This window comes from Roseateles sp., from assembly GCF_052436255.1.
Classification (GTDB): domain Bacteria; phylum Pseudomonadota; class Gammaproteobacteria; order Burkholderiales; family Burkholderiaceae_C; genus Pelomonas.
In genome coordinates this window covers 24,199-38,741 of the sequence record NZ_JBQVNP010000009.1, presented here as the reverse complement: position 1 = coordinate 38,741, position 14,543 = coordinate 24,199, and the positions used below count along the sequence as shown (strand labels likewise).

The window sequence follows — 14,543 nt, the reverse complement described above, 5'->3', positions numbered from 1 at the left end:
ATCTCCCTACTGAGCTTTTCCGAGCTCCAATCGTCCAACGTCTTCCGTGAGCTTCAGGCCATGCAAGTGCGCGACAGCATGAGCAAATCCTGCGTTGTCGCCTGTGCGGAAGAGGCCGCTCACGCGCAGTCCTGACTCGCTCAAGCCATCAAGCAACACAATTTTTGTTCGGCTGTAGCGGTTCATCTCTGACACCGCGTCCCCGAGCGTCGTGGCGTCAAAGACGGCTTCATTGCGCTTCCAGGCGGTCACCTGGTCCACGTTCGGACGATCGACCTTCGGCGACTGGACCGTGGCGGAATCAGCACCATGCGCCAGACGCAGCCGTTCACCCGCCTGCATGGCAACAGGCGCACCTGGAGCGACAGCTTCGACGCTGGCCTCCGCAGCCCGACGGACTTTCACCTGCCCCTCGATCAGGGTGACGGTCAGCTCGTTCGGCGCAGCGGCTGCCAGTGGTGCGAAGCGCACAGAGAAAGCGGTTCCGACAGCAACGACTTCGCTGCCCGAGACACGCACGACGAACGGGCGGCTCGGGTCCTTCGCCACTTCAAACAGCGCCTCGCCTCCACGAACGTTGACCGTTCGCTGCTTGCCGTCGAAGCTCACCCGAACCTGCGTGTCCGTGTTGAGCAGCATGCGCGAGCCGTCGTCAAGCATCACCGTTCGCTGCTCACCAACGTCGGTGCTGAACGACCCATGCGCCAACCAGACCTGCCCAGCCACCAGCAGGACAGCTATCGCACCAGCGGAAGCTGCGCCAGCGGCCCACCACCGAATGCCTTGACTCCCCCCCCCCCACCGACCGGCGTTCTTCGCAGCGACGGTCTCATAGGCTGTTGCGGCCTTGACCTTCCCGACACCGACCCAGGCATCGGTACATTTCTCAAAGGCCTCTCGGTGTGAGGGAGACAACGCCTGCCAAGTGCGGAAGTCCCGCTCCATCTGAGGGGAACGATCTGGCCCATGGAGCCGGGTCACCCAGACTGCGGCTTCGGCAAGGATCTCTCGCGGCACTTTGGACTTGGCGTCAGCCGCTTGAGAAGTGCCGGCGCTGGGCCGGTTCATGGCTACAGGTCCTCCATCCAGAGTGCCGTCAGCATCACGCCCTTGGCGATGTGCTTCTCGACTGCACTCTTTGTGATCCCGTACTTATCAGCAAGCTCCTGGTAGCTCAAGCCCTCTACACGGTTGTCCAGGAAGATGGAGCGAGTTCGCTCGTTCATGCGCGACAGACATTCCCCGACCTGGGCGAGTTCCTCACGAGCCAGCACCACGTCCTCAGCGCTGGGCCGGCCATCGACGATAACGACATCCTCCAGCATTACCTCGACCCCGCGGACGGTTGAGGCGCGGTGAGCATCGATCGAAAGATTCAGTGCCACTTTCATGAGGAACGCCTCTGGCTTCTCAATCGTTCGCTCCTTCGAGGTCTGGGCGTACTTAACGTAAGCGTCATGCACCAGGTCTTCGGCATCCTGTTCAGTGCGCCCACGCCGCTTCAGCACGGACATGACGTTGGAGAATACGCTCAGCCAGTCGATCTTCATCGCAATACCCGCTACGCCAGCGTCGTTACGCCGAGCGCTTCAGCCCGACGTACGGTTCCACCAGAAGTTCGCGGCATGCGCGCCGCCCGTGCCGCAGCGCGTTCGCGGTCCCACCTTTGTTCAGTACGTGCAAGCGAGGTGGCAACGAAATCCAGCGCAGCGGCTGAGTCTGTAAAACGGCCATGCCGAGATATCGCTCGCATCAACTGGCCACGCACCTGAGCTGCCCTTTGGTCGGTCGAACGAATCAGTGCACGCAGTTGTTCGCTTAGGTAGAAGATTGGCGTGAATCCTGCCAGGGCTTCGCCCCAGAGCCGCATGACGGCTGGGTATCTTTCACCAAGAATGGAGCCTTGAAATCCTGCCAACTTCAAACTTGCCGTTTCGAGGCTGTCCGATTCGGCTGCCGCACGAAGTTGCATCGCCACCTCGGTGCGATGGCGCGCAGGTACTAGAGCCGCAGCCGATTCGAGCGACTGCTCGACTGAATCGACGCAGTCGCCAAGGCGGTACGTCTTCTTGAATGCCTGTTTTGCAGTAGTCGGCAAGCCGACTGCAATCCTCACGGACTCAGCGCCGCGGTCGTGCAGATTGCCGAACAAAGTTGCTGTTGGTGCAGGAAGCCCCTCATGCAACAACCACGCACCGAGGACTTCCACCTCCCCGTTGATCAGGCAGCCTATAGCCCAGCAGACTGGCTGAGGAAGAAAGGAACCATCCAGCAGTCGCGCCGTCGAGAAGCCGAACACCGCAGCGACGTAGCGGCTGCACAGCGGCCGTGCGAGCCAACTGTCGGTGGAGTAGATGTCGCCCATGTCACGATTAGTGGGTTCGCGATTAGTGGACACTACCACACGATGCCAGGGCCATGGAACCCCTGCGCCTCCTGTTCGGACAACGTGTCGCCGCACTGCGGCGCGCAGCTGGCTACAAGCAGGATGAGTTCGCCGAACGTTGTGGATTTGCGCGCTCGTACATGTCTCGCATTGAGACCGGTGGCGCCAATCCATCGTTGGATGCAATTGAGGTCCTCGCCCTTGCGCTAAAGGTCCCTGTTAGGGACCTGTTCCCCTAACGCGGGCAAGCATCATCCCCATATCGCCTGCGCCGCCACTTGGCCCTGGGAGTTGGGCTCAACCGCGAACAGATGATCTCCTCTCGCCTCGCCTCCGTTGTAAGCAGCCAGGGAACACATGTTGATCTGACCGTGCCTCGGTAGTGAACATCTGTCCGCTTAGAAGGAGGCGGACACGTGAACACTTATGGGGTCGATCTGATGGGCCGGCGTCGTCGGCGGCGGCACACGGCGGAGTTCAAGGCGGCGGTCATCGAGGAATGCCTCAAGCCCGGCGTATCCATCGCGGCCGTGGCGCTGGCGCACAGCCTGAACGCCAACATGCTGCGCAAGTGGGTCATCGACGCTGAGCACAAGACCATCGCCCCGCCGGTGAACGCGCCCGCTGAGCCCGAGCCGCCGGCGATGCCGCCGCCGACCTTCATCCCATTGGCGTTGCCCGCGCCGACGGTGGACGGTGAGATTCGCATCGAGCTGCAGCGCGCTGGCACGGTCATCAAACTGGTCTGGCCCGCTGCGGCGGCGCGGGACTGTGCCGCCTGGCTGAGGGACTGGCTTCGATGATCCGCGTGGACGCGGTCTGGCTATGCACCCAGCCGATGGACATGCGTGCCGGCACCGACACGACGCTGGCGAAGGTGGTGCAGGTCTTCGGCTCAGCCCGCCCTCACCACGCCTACGTCTTTGCCAACAAGCGATCGACCCGTCTGAAGGTGTTGGTGCACGATGGCATCGGCATCTGGCTGGCCGCGCGCCGGTTGCACCAGGGCCGCTTCACCTGGCCAGGCGGCGGCTGTGGCGCGCCGCAGTCCCTGACCCGTGAGCAACTGGATGCCCTCGTGCTGGGCCTGCCGTGGCAGCGCATCGGCGAGGCCGGCGTGATCGGCCTGACATGAGCCCAAGGCAATCGGTGCGTGCGCCGATGGTCAGCATGCCTGGTGCTGCGCACACTGGCCTCAATGCTTGCAGACCCGCCCATCTCTGCCGAAGAACTTGCCGCGCTGCAAGCGGCGGGCCTTGGTGAGGTCGGCGCCAAGCTGCTTCGCCGCATCGAGCACGACAGGCAGGAGATCGACCGGCGCGACGTGAAGCTGGAGAAGCTCTCGTTCGAGATCGCTCAGCTGAGGCGCCTGAAGTTCGGCAAGAAGAGCGAGCAGCTCGATGCCGAACAACGCGCACTGTTCGACGAGGCCGTGGACGCCGACATCGCCGCGGCCGAAGCGCAGCTTCAAGAACTGCTGGGCAAGAAGAAGCCCCCGGCAACGCCTGGCGAACGTCCCAAGCGCGCCACCTTGCCGGCGAATCTGCAGCGCGTGGACCGCCACCACGAACCCGAGAACACCACTTGCGCGTGCGGCTGTTCCCTCAAGCGTATCGGCGAGGACATCAGCGAGAAGCTGGACTACACGCCGGGCGTGTTCACGGTCGAGCGTCACATCCGCGGCAAGTGGGCCTGCGCGCGGTGCCGCGCGTTGACCCAGGCGCCGGTTCCAGCCGAGATCATCGACAAGGGCATCCCCACCTCCGGGCTGCTGGCCCAGGTGCTGGTCGCCAAGTACGCGGACCACCTCCCGCTGTACCGCCAGGAAGCCATCTTCGGCCGTGCCGGCGTCGCAGTCCCGCGCTCAACCCTGGGCGCCTGGATCGGCGTGTGTGGCCTGCGTCTGCAGCCCCTGGTCGATGCGCTGAAGGCACACATCCTGGCCTGCAAGGTCGTGCATGCCGACGAGACGCCGGTGGCCATGCTGGCGCCCGGCACCGGCAAGACGCATCGCGCCTACCTGTGGGCCTATGCCGCGGGTGCGTTCGAGCCCTTGCGCGCTGTCGTCTACGACTTCACCGCGTCCAGAGCCGGCGAGCACGCCAGAGCCTTCCTCGGCGACTGGCACGGCAGTCTCGTGTGCGACGACTACACCGGCTACAAGGCCAGCTTCGCGCTGGGCGTGACCGAGGCCGGCTGCATGGCCCATGCGCGGCGCAAGTTCGTCGAGCTGCACGAGGCCAACAAGAGCACCATCGCGGCGGCGGCCATCGACCTCATCGGCCAGTTGTACGGCATCGAGCGTGAGGTGAAGCTGCTCAGTGCGCAGCAGCGGCTGCACGAGCGACGAACACGAGCGGGGCCCATCGCCAAGGCGCTGCACGACTGGCTCCTCGCGCAGCGCGGCAAGATCACGGACGGCACCGCCACGGCCAAGGCCATCGACTACAGCCTCAACCGCTGGGCGGCGCTCACGCGCTACCTGGATGACCCGGCGCTGCCGATCGACAACAACCACGACGAACAGCAAATCCGCCCCTGGGCGACGGGGCGCAAGAACTGGCTGTTCGCGGGAACGCTGTTGGCGGGGCAGCGCGCCGCGGCCATCATGAGCCTGATCCAGTCAGCCAAGCTCAACGGGCATGACCCGTATGCCTACCTGAAGGACGTTCTGCAGCGGCTGCCGACACAACGGGCCTGCGCAATCGACGAGTTGCTGCCTCATCACTGGGTGCCAGCCATCTGACCGAACGCTCTGCAGCGGTCAACATGTGTTCGCTGGCTGCTTACCCTCCGTTGACGTACTTTGAGCCTCAGCGGATGCTGGCGACGCAGGTCTGAGACGCAGCGCCTCAACCCGCCGCTGCTGCATGAAGCCGCCATCGACGATGGACGTGTGCGTCTGCCGAACACATCTTGACAGTCAGGCCCGAGCGGCAAGGGCTTTCAAAAGGATGGCGACCAGCGGTGCGTCAGGAGCTCGTCGATGCGGCTGGCTCCTCCCAAAACGTGAGGATGACGCCTTCTGATGCTCTCCATAGGCTCCAAACCTTCCAACAGGGAGCCAAAAATGAAACTTGCGTCAGTTGCGATTAGCCTGTTTGTAGCAAGCGCATGTCATGCGCAGGGTGCCATCGGCGCGGACGCTGCCGTCGGCTCGATGGTCGAGCAGTTGAGATCAACTGCGCAAGATGTGATTCACCAACTGAGCCAGTCGGCGAGCATCAACAGCTTTCAAATTCGGCAGCATCTCTTGGTGACGATAAGCGAGCTGGAGCACGCTGCCTTGACCATTCAAGATAAGACGTTCAAGGACCTGGACAAGCAGCAACAGAATCTGTTCAAGGGCGCGGAGAACACAATTGCAGAGGCCAAGCGCGCTGCAACCGCGTCGCTGGCCGAAGCCAACAAGATTGCCAAGGATGTGGAAAGTGCGGTCGCTCGACTGCCTTTAGCAGAGAAGAGCCCTCGCATAACCAACATCCGCCCCGACCACTTCCTATCGCCAACGACTGCGGCTCCGGTACGCATCGTCGTCGAAGGAAACTTCCTAGGTTATGGACCGGCTACTCTAGAGATGGAGCGGCAAGCTTGCACGTTGGCGTCACAAACCGACACGGCATTGGCTTTCCATTGCCCGGCAAATTTGTTCAAGACGAGCGACTCTTTCAAGAATGTCGCAGGAAGCCTGGTGGTCGCGGACCGCAAGGAGTTCTGGGAACGCATCAAGAATGTCTTTCGTGACTACGAGCCCAAGAAGAACTACAGGAGCCTCGTCATCGCCGTCCCGCCGACTTTGGGAACCTATACGTTGGAAGTAGGCTATGCCACCGACGCACAGCAGACGAAACCCGCGAGCGCTGTGTTTGACTCGGGCAACCCACATTGCACCGGACAGCGCGACTACTCGCTGAACTATTCAGTCCAGCACGGCCCTGGCTATTCAATCGTTCCTGGCTCAGTCTCGTTTCATGAGACCTCCGGCAATGCAGAGAGGAGCATGGCGGGTCCGTTGGACTTCACGCCAGCTGGATTTCGGATGCAGTCCACGCTGAAGAACAAGGGCGATTGCGGACCGACAATCCCGTTCTCAGGAGGCAAGAAGGCCTTCTACGATGCGCGGGCTTGGCTGGGAGGCAATGTCAATTGGACCGAAGCCACAACGGTAACCACTCAGAAGGTGGAAACCTCGCCCGCGGCGCCAGTCACTTGGGGCAGTGACATCGTTCTGAACCTACCCGAGCGTCTGTCCTACTTCAAGCTGCATGTGCAGCAAGTGGATGGAAGCAAGCCAATCGTGATCAATGCGGACAACACCCAGAGGTGGTTCAGGGTCGAGAAGACGGACAAGGTCCTGAAGATAAGCCCCAGACAACTTGAAGAGGCGCTGAGGCTTTAAGAGAGAGCTGGGCTGACGCCCCGTCAGAAGGAGCAATCTGGTTCGCGTGTCAGCCGAGCTAGTGGCCTGCCCCAGTAATTCGTCCGCAGAGGCGCGCAAGCTTGGCGAGGATTGAGCCGGCGGTGGCCGTCCAGGTGAAGGGCTTGCAGTTCTTGTTGTACTGGTTGACGAAGCTGTCAATCTACTTCGTCAGCTTCTTCACGCTGGTCAACGAGCCACGTCGGATCGCCTTGTCCGTAATGATGGCGAAGAAGCGTTCGACCTGATTGAGCCAACTGGAGGTAGGCGTCCGCCAAACGTATGCGTCCGCCGAACACACCTTGACGGTTGCAGTCCGGGGCACGGTGCAGATTCCCAGTCCTGACAGCGGGGATGGGAATTTGCGCCTCACCCCGCTAGATCTCAGCTCGATGGTGACCAGCGGTGCGGCAGGAGCTCGTCGATCCCGCTGGCCGGCTGCAGCGGCAAGCGCTCCAGTACATCGCGGAGATATACGTAGGGGTCGTGCCCGTTGATGCGCGCCGAGTGCAGCAGGCTCATGATGGCCGCAGCCCGCTTGCCGGCGCGCTGGCTGCCGGCGAAGAGTCGACGGCCTTCGGGCGCCGGACGTTGATGCTGGCCAAGGCGCGGCGAAGCGAGCCAAGCCGTTGTCTGCGCCGCATCACTACGGTGAATCCAGAAGTCTTTGACGAACACCTCTGACCTAGATTGGGTTCAATCTGTCCATCGGAGCAACGTCGTGCAGTTCATCCTCCGCGCATCCGGCATCGAAGCCGATCCAGCAGACACCCAGCGGTTGCCCATCGTGCGGCAGCGCACGGGACTGGGCCGCTCAACCATTTATCGCCTGATGAACCAGGGCCTGTTTCCCTGCGCCGTGCAGTTGGCCCCGCGTGCGATCGGCTGGCGCAAGGCAGACATCGACGCATGGCTCGCAGCGCGCCCGAAGGCCACTCACTAGCCCGTCGCTCCCAGAGGCCGGCCTATGCTGGCATCACCAGCTTCATCACGGCCCCGACCAGAAGCAAAAGAGCTACGAGTCGCGCGAACCACCAAGTCGTGAAGCGGTAGCGTTCATTGGCCAGAACCGCACCGCACAGGCGCAACAACGCCCAAAACGTAGCGACCGCAAGCGCAGGCCGCACCAAGCCTTCAGTGGCCGGCGTCAATGCCACCAGCATCGCCAGCCCAAATGGCCAAACCACGGCGTCAACGGCAGCCAGCAACCGCCTTCCCGGCCAGTAAGACGCGTCGGGTTTCGGCTCTCGGCGGACAAGCACAAACATCAGCCTCTCCTGTCGCCAAACGACTGGCGAAAGATGCCCATGGAATCACATTCGTCATCACGTTAGGCACAGCATGGCAACCATTCGTAAAAGTGCTTTCGTTCGGCTGAATCAGGACATCACCGGACGGATGAGCGAGCAGAAAACGCCGCGACCGAACATACAGACGCTTGGTCTCCCCTTGTACGAATTCCGTCAGCAACGATGCAATTGTTCGGTCGCCACAACGACCTGGGACGCAATCGGACAAACGGACGCTGCTGCAACGATGTAACTGCCTGCAATCACGTCCCTAGACATGCGGACGGCAACAGTCTGCAATGTGTTCGGGCTTGCAATACGCGGAACAGAACGCTCCCTAGGAGCGCCCCCTGCTTCCGTAGCTACCGGAGCAAGGGATGGACTCGACAACGAGCGACAGCGCCGATCAGCAATCGACGTCAGCAAGCGAACCGCTGCCTACGACGGCAAAGCAGCTCGATCCAATAGACCAGCCAGCCAGGCCGCTTGGCGCCAAGCGGTTCGCCTTGCAGGCTCAAAGACATCGGCACTCCGTCGCCGCATGGCGCTCCGCCCTCACGCGTCGAGCGGCGGGCGGTGCGGGCCGCATCATCACGTCAGCCGACGGAACCTTGGCGTTCGCTGTCATCAGAATCGCGAAAGGTCTGATGGTCGAGCGCCGTCACTGGCCTGCAGCAGGGCTACGCGTTGCGCAGACGATGGTCTTCGACGATGTCGGCGGCTTCGATCGATGGTGCGACACCGACCCGCTGCGTTTTGGTAACCCCCAGCTTCACGCGCAACTACGTCGAGAAGGCCATGAAGCATTTGATGGCGATCGATGACCTGTTCAGCGCCGCGACGTTGACTCGCGAGCCAGAGTACGCCGCGCGGATCCTTGATCTGCTCCCTGCCCTGGGCGATGCAGACGATGCAGAGGCAGCCGTTGACCAGTTCCGCCACGTACTTAAGCTCATGGGTGCCGATGCCGGAGTGTTCCTCAGCGTCATCAAGGATGACGCGACTAGGACGTCACATCGATCTCTCTTGGCCTGCGACCCCATGTGGGCCACCGAGTACACGAAGGGCGGCTGGCACGACCACGATCCGTGGCTGAGGCACGCGCGCCTCCACTCGGAGCCCATCTGCGGCACGGAACTGGATGTACGCCCTGACGAGACTGGGTTCGTGAACGTGTCTGCCAGGCTGGGGTTCGCGTCATCGGTCGTGGTGCCCGCGCCCAGCCCGGCAGGTTTGTCTCGAATCGCCGTTTTGACCATTGGCTCACACAACTTCGGATTCTTCGACGGCGTGGCTCAGATCCTCTTCCGCATCGTGGCCAGGGCGCTTGCGACAGAACTGAACCGCTGGCTGTTGCGCAACATCGCCAGTGAGCTCGTCGCGAAGTCCGGTATCACCGCCGACGAGATTGCGCTGCTGCGCCACGAGGAAGCTGGGCACACCAGCAAGATGATCGGCGCGGAGCTGAACATCGAGGCCAAGACCGTCGACTCCAGGTTCCAGCGACTGAGCGCGAAGCTCGATGCACCCGACCGCCGGACCGCAGCGCGGATCGCACGCCTGTATGGCGTGCTCGGCACCTGATCGGCTGACAGAGTCAGCTGCAAGCCCACCCAAGGGCCTTCAAGGCAGCACAACCGCGCTGCTCATCCATGCGCGCCTTTCTCCCGCTGCTGCTCCAGCAGGCGGGCGGTCCGCGCGTGCGCACGCAAGCCCTGACCCTTCAGCGAACGTGCTGGAACGCATCCCCAAATGCCGGCAAGGACCAATAGCGTTCAGTTTCTAGATTGACCTCATGGCTCTCAACGAGCCGCAACTGCCCCTCGAAGGGGCACGAGCAGAGAGGTCAACCGTGATCAAAGCCGTATCGAGATCGACCCCGCAGCGCAGCGGCGTCAACGCGGATCAGAAGCGCCGATCCAGCGCTACGACGAACGTGACGAGCCTCGTCGTGCTCGGGACAGCCCTGCTGACGGCACCTCTGCCGGCCAGCGCCGTTGACGGGTGCGTCGTGCTGCTGTGCCTTGCCGCCCCCAGCTGGCGCGCGGTTCCGCAGTGCGTGCCGCCGATTCGTCAGCTCTTCCGCGACCTGGCCAGGGGTAAGGCCTTTCCGACCTGCGGCATGGCCAGCGGCAGCAACGCTGCGACGCACAGCTGGTCCGCCGCTCCGTTTTTCTGCCCGCCTCAATACACCCGGACATGGGATGGACCACATGGCCCGGTCTACACATGCGACTACGACGGTGCAATCTCTGTGACCGTCAACGGCGAACCGTTCGCTCGCACCTGGTGGTCGATGGCTGGCGACGCTGTCACCGACTTCAGCCCATCTGCCAAGTCGCAGCTCGGCTCCTGGGACTCAAGGTTCGACGCGGATTACGCCGCTTGGTTGGCCTCGCGTCCTGCGGTCCCAGCGGACCCGGTTCGCTGAGGTCGACATGGAACCTGCAGCCTTCCTCTCGCTGGTCTTGACGTGCGCACCTCACGTGCACGCCGACACGGCAAGGGCGCTTGTCGCCACCGAAAGCTCGTTCAACCCGTGGGCCATAGGCGTGGTCGGTGGTGAGCTCGAACGACAACCCCGCAGCCGTCTCGAGGCCCTGGCCACCGCGACTGCGCTGCAGTCCGGCGGCTGGAACTTCAGTGTCGGGCTGGGCCAGATCAATGTCCGCAACTTCGCGCGGCTGGGTCTGACGTTGCAGAGCGCGTTCGACCCCTGCTCGAACCTGACCGCGATGCAGGTCGTGCTGACCGACTGCTTCGACCGCTCGCGGTCCGCAGGCCAACGCCACCAACAAGCGCTCCGGCAGGCCCTGTCCTGCTACTACAGCGGCGACTTCTCCACCGGTTTCCAGCACGGCTACGTGCAACGGGTCGTCCAGGCGGCGACCAGCGCGCAGCTGCCACTCCCCCCAGCCCTTCCAAAGGAAAAGTCATGAGCCGACTCGGACAACTCAAGCGTCGCTGCGCCGCGACCTCGCTGGCAACACTCGTCATGGCGTACCGCCCCGCCGAAGCCCAGGGCTTCGACAAGATCAACGACACGGTCGTCAACGTCAATACCATCCTCGTGACGATTTCGATCGCGGTGGTCACCATCGCGATCATCTGGGCCGGCTTCAAGATGATCTTCCAGGGCGCCCGCTTGGCCGATGTCGCCAACGTCCTGATCGGCGCCACGCTGATCGGCGGCGCCAGCGCCATGGCCACCTACATCGTCGCCTGACGCAGCGAGCCCGTCATGCAAGCCGAGGCCATCTACAAGGGTGCGACCCGACCGGCCATGAAGCTGGGCATCCCGCTCGTACCGCTGGTGGTGCTGCTCGGCGTCGGGATGCTGCTCACCATGTGGGGTGGCGTCCTGCTGAGCTGGTGGCTCTCCCTAGGTGTGCTGCTGGCCATCGGGCCGGCGCTGGTCTGGATGCGCTTCGTCACCACGCAGGACGACCAGCGCTTCCGCCAGATGTTCATCGCCATGAAGCTGCGCCTGCACGACCGCAACCATCGGCTCTGGCGAGCCCGCAGCTACGCCCCCACGCTGTACCGAGGAGCATGTGATGACTGGCATGTCTGAACGCGCGGGCGCCGCCCGCCGCCACGACCACAGCACGGCCAGGCCGCGCCACTGGGCGCAAGCGCGAACGGAGAACCCGCTGGCCCGCTTCATCCCCTTCTCGTCGCTGGTCAGCGACCACGACGTCATCACCCGCGGTGGCGACTACTTCCGTGTCTGGCGGCTGGGCGGCGTTGCCTTCGAATGCGCCGACGAGAGCCAGATCGCCGAACGACATGAAGCGCTGTGCAGCCTGCTGCGCAACCTGGCCGGTGGGCAGTGGGCCGTCTGGACCCACCGCCTCCACCGTGTCGTCTGCGACGCCCTGCAGGACCCACAAGCGCCGGGCTTCGCTCAAGACCTGTCGCAGGCCTACCAAGCCAAGCTCGGGAAGCACCGGCTGATGAGCAACGAGGTCTACCTGACCTTGGTTTACCGTCCCAGGCTGTCGCGGGTGGGGCGCGCGCTGCAGTCGACCCGCAAGACCCGCGAGTCCATCGAGCAGGCTCAGGCCGAAGCACTCAGGGCCATGGACGAGCGCTCGGCGCTGGTGGGCCGCGTTCTGCGCCGGTTCGGTCCCGAGCTGCTGGGAGTGCGTGAGCAAGGCGGCCGCCGCTACTCCGAGGTCGGCGAGTTCCTAGGCTATCTGGTCAACGGCCAGTGGCGTGCCGTCCCGTTCGCCAAGGGACCCCTCTACCGGACGCTGCCCACGTCGCGTCTCTCATTCGGCGGCGACAAGCTGGAGATCCGCTACGGCGACAGCCGGCGGTATGCCGCACTCGTCGACATCAAGGAGTACGCCGACGACGTCCAGCCCGGCGTCCTCGACGCCCTGCTGTACGAGTCCAGCGAGTTCATCGAAACGCAGAGCTTCTCCCCCCTGCCCCGCCGGGAAGCGATGCGCGCCCTGGAACTGCAGCGCGACCAGCTGCTCGCCAGTGACGACGTCGTCGCGAGCCAGATCGCCGACATGGACCTCGCACTCAACGAACTAGGCGACGGCCAGTTCTGCATGGGCGAGTACCACTACTCCCTGGTCCTGTTCGGCGACAGTGTCTCGGACGCCGGACGGCGGGCTGCACAAGCCATCGGCGCCGTCGGCGAGTCCACCAGCCTTCAGATGTCGCCGGTCGACCTGGTGGCCGATGCCGCATGGTTCGCGCAGTGGCCCGGGAACTGGCAATGGCGGCCCAGAGACGCCAAGCTGTCGTCGCGCGCCTTCGCCGCGCTGGCCAGCGCTCACAACTTCCCGCAGGGCAAGCGCAGCGGCAACCCGTGGGGCGAAGCCCTGGCGCTGCTTCGCACACCGTCAAGCCAGCCGTTCTACTTGAACCTGCACAGCAGCCCTCTCGACGAAGACTCGGAGGACAAGAAGCTGCCAGGCAATACGCTCATCATCGGCTCCACCGGCGTAGGCAAGACCACGCTGGAAATGTTCCTGCTGACGCTGACACGAAAGTGGCAGCCGGCGCCGCGCTTGGTGCTCTTCGATCTGGACCGCGGCTGCGAGATCGCCATCCGCGCGATGGGTGGCCACTACTTGACGCTGGAAGCAGGACGCCCCACCGGCTGCAATCCGCTGCAGCGCGAACCAACGCCCAGCCGCATCCAGTTCTGGGAGCAGCTGATCAAGATCTGCATCACCTCCACTGCCCTGCCCTTGATGCCGGCGGACGAGCGAGCCATCGCGGACGCAGTCAGGGCGGTCGCCATGATGCCTGCGTCGCTGCGCCGCTTCTCGACGGTGCGCCAGAACCTGCCCAAGGCCGGCGACAACAGTCTGTACGAGCGGCTCAGCCGCTGGTGCGACGGGGGTGCGCTGGGCTGGGTGTTCGACCAGGCCGACGACCGGCTCCTCGACCTGAAAGCCGCGCCCGTGATCGGGTTCGACACCACCGAGTTCCTGGACCTGCCCGAGGTCCGCACGCCAGTGATGATGTACCTGCTGCAGGTCATGGACGAGCTCGTCGACGGCAGCCGGCTGATCTACGTGATCTCGGAGTTTTGGAAGGCACTGGACCACGAGATCTTCAGCGACTTCGCCAAGAAGAAACAGAAGACCATCCGCAAGCAGAACGGTCTCGGCATCTTCGACACGCAGAGCCCGTCCGACGTGCTTCGGCACCCGATCGGTCGCACGATGATCGAGCAGAGCGTGACGAAGATCTTCCTCGCCAATCCAGAGGCGGTCCGCGACGAGTACGTCGACGGCTTCGGTCTCAGTGAGGCCGAATACGAGATCGTCCGATCCCTGGGCTCGCACGGCGGGCGCCGCTTCCTCGTCAAGCAGCCTCACGGCAGCGCCATCTGCGAGCTCGACTTAGCCGGCCTGGACGACTTCATCACCGTGCTATCCGCCACCACCGACAACGTGGCGCTGCTGGACGCGATCCGCGCCCGTCACGGCAACGATCCCAGGCTGTGGCTTCCCGTGCTCCTCAGGGAGGTTCAAGATCGCGCAACCCTAACCCTTCGGAGAGTTGCATGAAGCCGATCCCGTACTTGATCAATGCAGTGGTCCTGTCCCTCGCCACTGGCTCGGCCAGTGCCCAGTTCGTCAAAGGCAATGAGGCGATCACCGTGATGCCCGATGGCACGAAGAAGGTCGAGACACCACCACTTCCTTCCGCCACGCTGCGGTCGCCATGCCCTGCCGAACGGGCCTCCTGCACACCAAGCGGATGGCGGATGGTGGAAACCGATCGAGGTCTGCAGGAATGTACGGAGATCTACGCGCGAGCCGGCACCTGCCGTGCATCGACGTTCGGGGCGGAAAAGCGACCCCGCCTGTGGATCGTGAAGCTCAAGGGCGCCTGGATGCAGTGCCAACACCCGAACATCGCAAGCAAGTGCGTGAGCACGAAGACGCTGCCTCACGCCGTCATTCAGTAGGTCGGA

Annotated in this window: 18 protein-coding genes and 2 pseudogenes; 14 read left to right on the top strand and 6 right to left on the bottom strand. The window is 63.5% G+C overall.

Translation table 11 applies throughout. The features are described from left to right. Positions 1-6 precede the first annotated feature (6 nt). From ACT6S0_RS04035 to ACT6S0_RS04025, 3 genes are read right to left on the bottom strand one after another with little or no spacing between them, the layout of a single operon-like run. Positions 7-1,068 (bottom strand): FecR family protein, encoded by a 1,062-nt coding sequence (locus ACT6S0_RS04035; protein WP_444762633.1) that lies wholly within the window; start codon positions 1,066-1,068, stop codon positions 7-9. 2 nt (positions 1,069-1,070) lie between these two features. Continuing rightward, complete coding sequence (locus ACT6S0_RS04030) at positions 1,071-1,550, bottom strand: RNA polymerase sigma factor (RefSeq protein ID WP_444762632.1); 480 nt, start codon at positions 1,548-1,550, stop codon at positions 1,071-1,073. A gap of 11 nt (positions 1,551-1,561) precedes the next feature. Further along, positions 1,562-2,365, bottom strand: a complete 804-nt coding sequence (locus ACT6S0_RS04025; protein WP_444762631.1) for a transposase — start codon at positions 2,363-2,365, stop codon at positions 1,562-1,564. 53 nt (positions 2,366-2,418) lie between these two features. Here ACT6S0_RS04025 and ACT6S0_RS04020 point away from each other — a divergent pair, with 53 nt between their 5' ends. The 5 genes from ACT6S0_RS04020 (at position 2,419) to ACT6S0_RS04000 (ending at position 6,785) form a co-directional block, all read left to right on the top strand. After that, positions 2,419-2,625: a helix-turn-helix domain-containing protein gene (locus tag ACT6S0_RS04020; RefSeq protein ID WP_444762630.1), complete on the top strand. Its 207-nt coding sequence runs from the start codon at positions 2,419-2,421 to the stop codon at positions 2,623-2,625. A gap of 177 nt (positions 2,626-2,802) precedes the next feature. Beyond that, on the top strand, positions 2,803-3,189 hold the full coding sequence (locus tag ACT6S0_RS04015) for a transposase (RefSeq protein ID WP_310333283.1): 387 nt from the start codon (positions 2,803-2,805) through the stop codon (positions 3,187-3,189). Continuing rightward, positions 3,186-3,521 (top strand): IS66 family insertion sequence element accessory protein TnpB, encoded by a 336-nt coding sequence (gene tnpB, locus ACT6S0_RS04010; protein WP_310333285.1) that lies wholly within the window; start codon positions 3,186-3,188, stop codon positions 3,519-3,521. The genes ACT6S0_RS04015 and tnpB overlap by 4 nt, the downstream gene beginning before the upstream one ends. A gap of 63 nt (positions 3,522-3,584) precedes the next feature. After that, a complete protein-coding gene (gene tnpC / locus ACT6S0_RS04005; protein ID WP_310333286.1) occupies positions 3,585-5,132 on the top strand; it encodes an IS66 family transposase in 1,548 nt (515 codons plus the stop codon). Positions 5,133-5,456: 324 nt separating this feature from the next. Next, positions 5,457-6,785 carry a hypothetical protein gene (locus ACT6S0_RS04000; protein WP_444762629.1) on the top strand — a complete coding sequence of 443 codons (1,329 nt, stop codon included), beginning with the start codon at positions 5,457-5,459 and terminating at the stop codon, positions 6,783-6,785. Between the two features lie 58 nt (positions 6,786-6,843). Here ACT6S0_RS04000 and ACT6S0_RS03995 read toward each other — a convergent pair. Further along, positions 6,844-7,065: pseudogene (locus ACT6S0_RS03995) on the bottom strand (IS630 family transposase); the annotation flags it as partial. A 122-nt stretch (positions 7,066-7,187) separates the two neighbouring features. Continuing rightward, positions 7,188-7,394 (bottom strand): annotated as a pseudogene (locus tag ACT6S0_RS03990) (transposase domain-containing protein); the annotation flags it as partial. Between the two features lie 130 nt (positions 7,395-7,524). Here ACT6S0_RS03990 and ACT6S0_RS03985 point away from each other — a divergent pair. Then, on the top strand, positions 7,525-7,746 hold the full coding sequence (locus ACT6S0_RS03985) for a helix-turn-helix transcriptional regulator (protein ID WP_444762628.1): 222 nt from the start codon (positions 7,525-7,527) through the stop codon (positions 7,744-7,746). A 22-nt stretch (positions 7,747-7,768) separates the two neighbouring features. Here ACT6S0_RS03985 and ACT6S0_RS03980 read toward each other — a convergent pair whose 3' ends face one another. Then, positions 7,769-8,071, bottom strand: coding sequence for a hypothetical protein (locus tag ACT6S0_RS03980; RefSeq protein ID WP_444762627.1), 303 nt, complete (start codon positions 8,069-8,071; stop codon positions 7,769-7,771). 398 nt (positions 8,072-8,469) lie between these two features. On the opposite strand from ACT6S0_RS03980, the gene ACT6S0_RS03975 reads away from it, so the two are divergent. The 8 genes from ACT6S0_RS03975 to ACT6S0_RS03940 all read left to right on the top strand — a co-directional run bounded on the left by ACT6S0_RS03975 (position 8,470) and on the right by ACT6S0_RS03940 (position 14,537). After that, complete coding sequence (locus ACT6S0_RS03975; RefSeq protein WP_444762626.1) at positions 8,470-8,916, top strand: hypothetical protein; 447 nt, start codon at positions 8,470-8,472, stop codon at positions 8,914-8,916. Continuing rightward, positions 8,891-9,676 (top strand): helix-turn-helix transcriptional regulator, encoded by a 786-nt coding sequence (locus ACT6S0_RS03970; RefSeq protein WP_444762625.1) that lies wholly within the window; start codon positions 8,891-8,893, stop codon positions 9,674-9,676. Before ACT6S0_RS03975 ends, ACT6S0_RS03970 begins: the two co-directional genes overlap by 26 nt. A gap of 211 nt (positions 9,677-9,887) precedes the next feature. Then, positions 9,888-10,523, top strand: coding sequence for a hypothetical protein (locus tag ACT6S0_RS03965; RefSeq protein WP_444762624.1), 636 nt, complete (start codon positions 9,888-9,890; stop codon positions 10,521-10,523). Positions 10,524-10,530: 7 nt separating this feature from the next. Then, positions 10,531-11,031, top strand: coding sequence for a lytic transglycosylase domain-containing protein (locus ACT6S0_RS03960; RefSeq protein ID WP_444762623.1), 501 nt, complete (start codon positions 10,531-10,533; stop codon positions 11,029-11,031). Beyond that, positions 11,028-11,318 carry a TrbC/VirB2 family protein gene (locus ACT6S0_RS03955; RefSeq protein WP_444762622.1) on the top strand — a complete coding sequence of 97 codons (291 nt, stop codon included), beginning with the start codon at positions 11,028-11,030 and terminating at the stop codon, positions 11,316-11,318. The genes ACT6S0_RS03960 and ACT6S0_RS03955 overlap by 4 nt, the downstream gene beginning before the upstream one ends. Positions 11,319-11,333: 15 nt before the next feature. Beyond that, entirely contained in the window at positions 11,334-11,666 is a 333-nt protein-coding gene (locus ACT6S0_RS03950) for a VirB3 family type IV secretion system protein (RefSeq protein WP_444762621.1), read from the top strand. After that, positions 11,650-14,133 carry a VirB4 family type IV secretion/conjugal transfer ATPase gene (locus ACT6S0_RS03945; RefSeq protein ID WP_444762620.1) on the top strand — a complete coding sequence of 828 codons (2,484 nt, stop codon included), beginning with the start codon at positions 11,650-11,652 and terminating at the stop codon, positions 14,131-14,133. Before ACT6S0_RS03950 ends, ACT6S0_RS03945 begins: the two co-directional genes overlap by 17 nt. Continuing rightward, positions 14,130-14,537, top strand: coding sequence for a hypothetical protein (locus ACT6S0_RS03940; protein WP_444762619.1), 408 nt, complete (start codon positions 14,130-14,132; stop codon positions 14,535-14,537). The genes ACT6S0_RS03945 and ACT6S0_RS03940 overlap by 4 nt, the downstream gene beginning before the upstream one ends. Positions 14,538-14,543 lie beyond the last annotated feature (6 nt).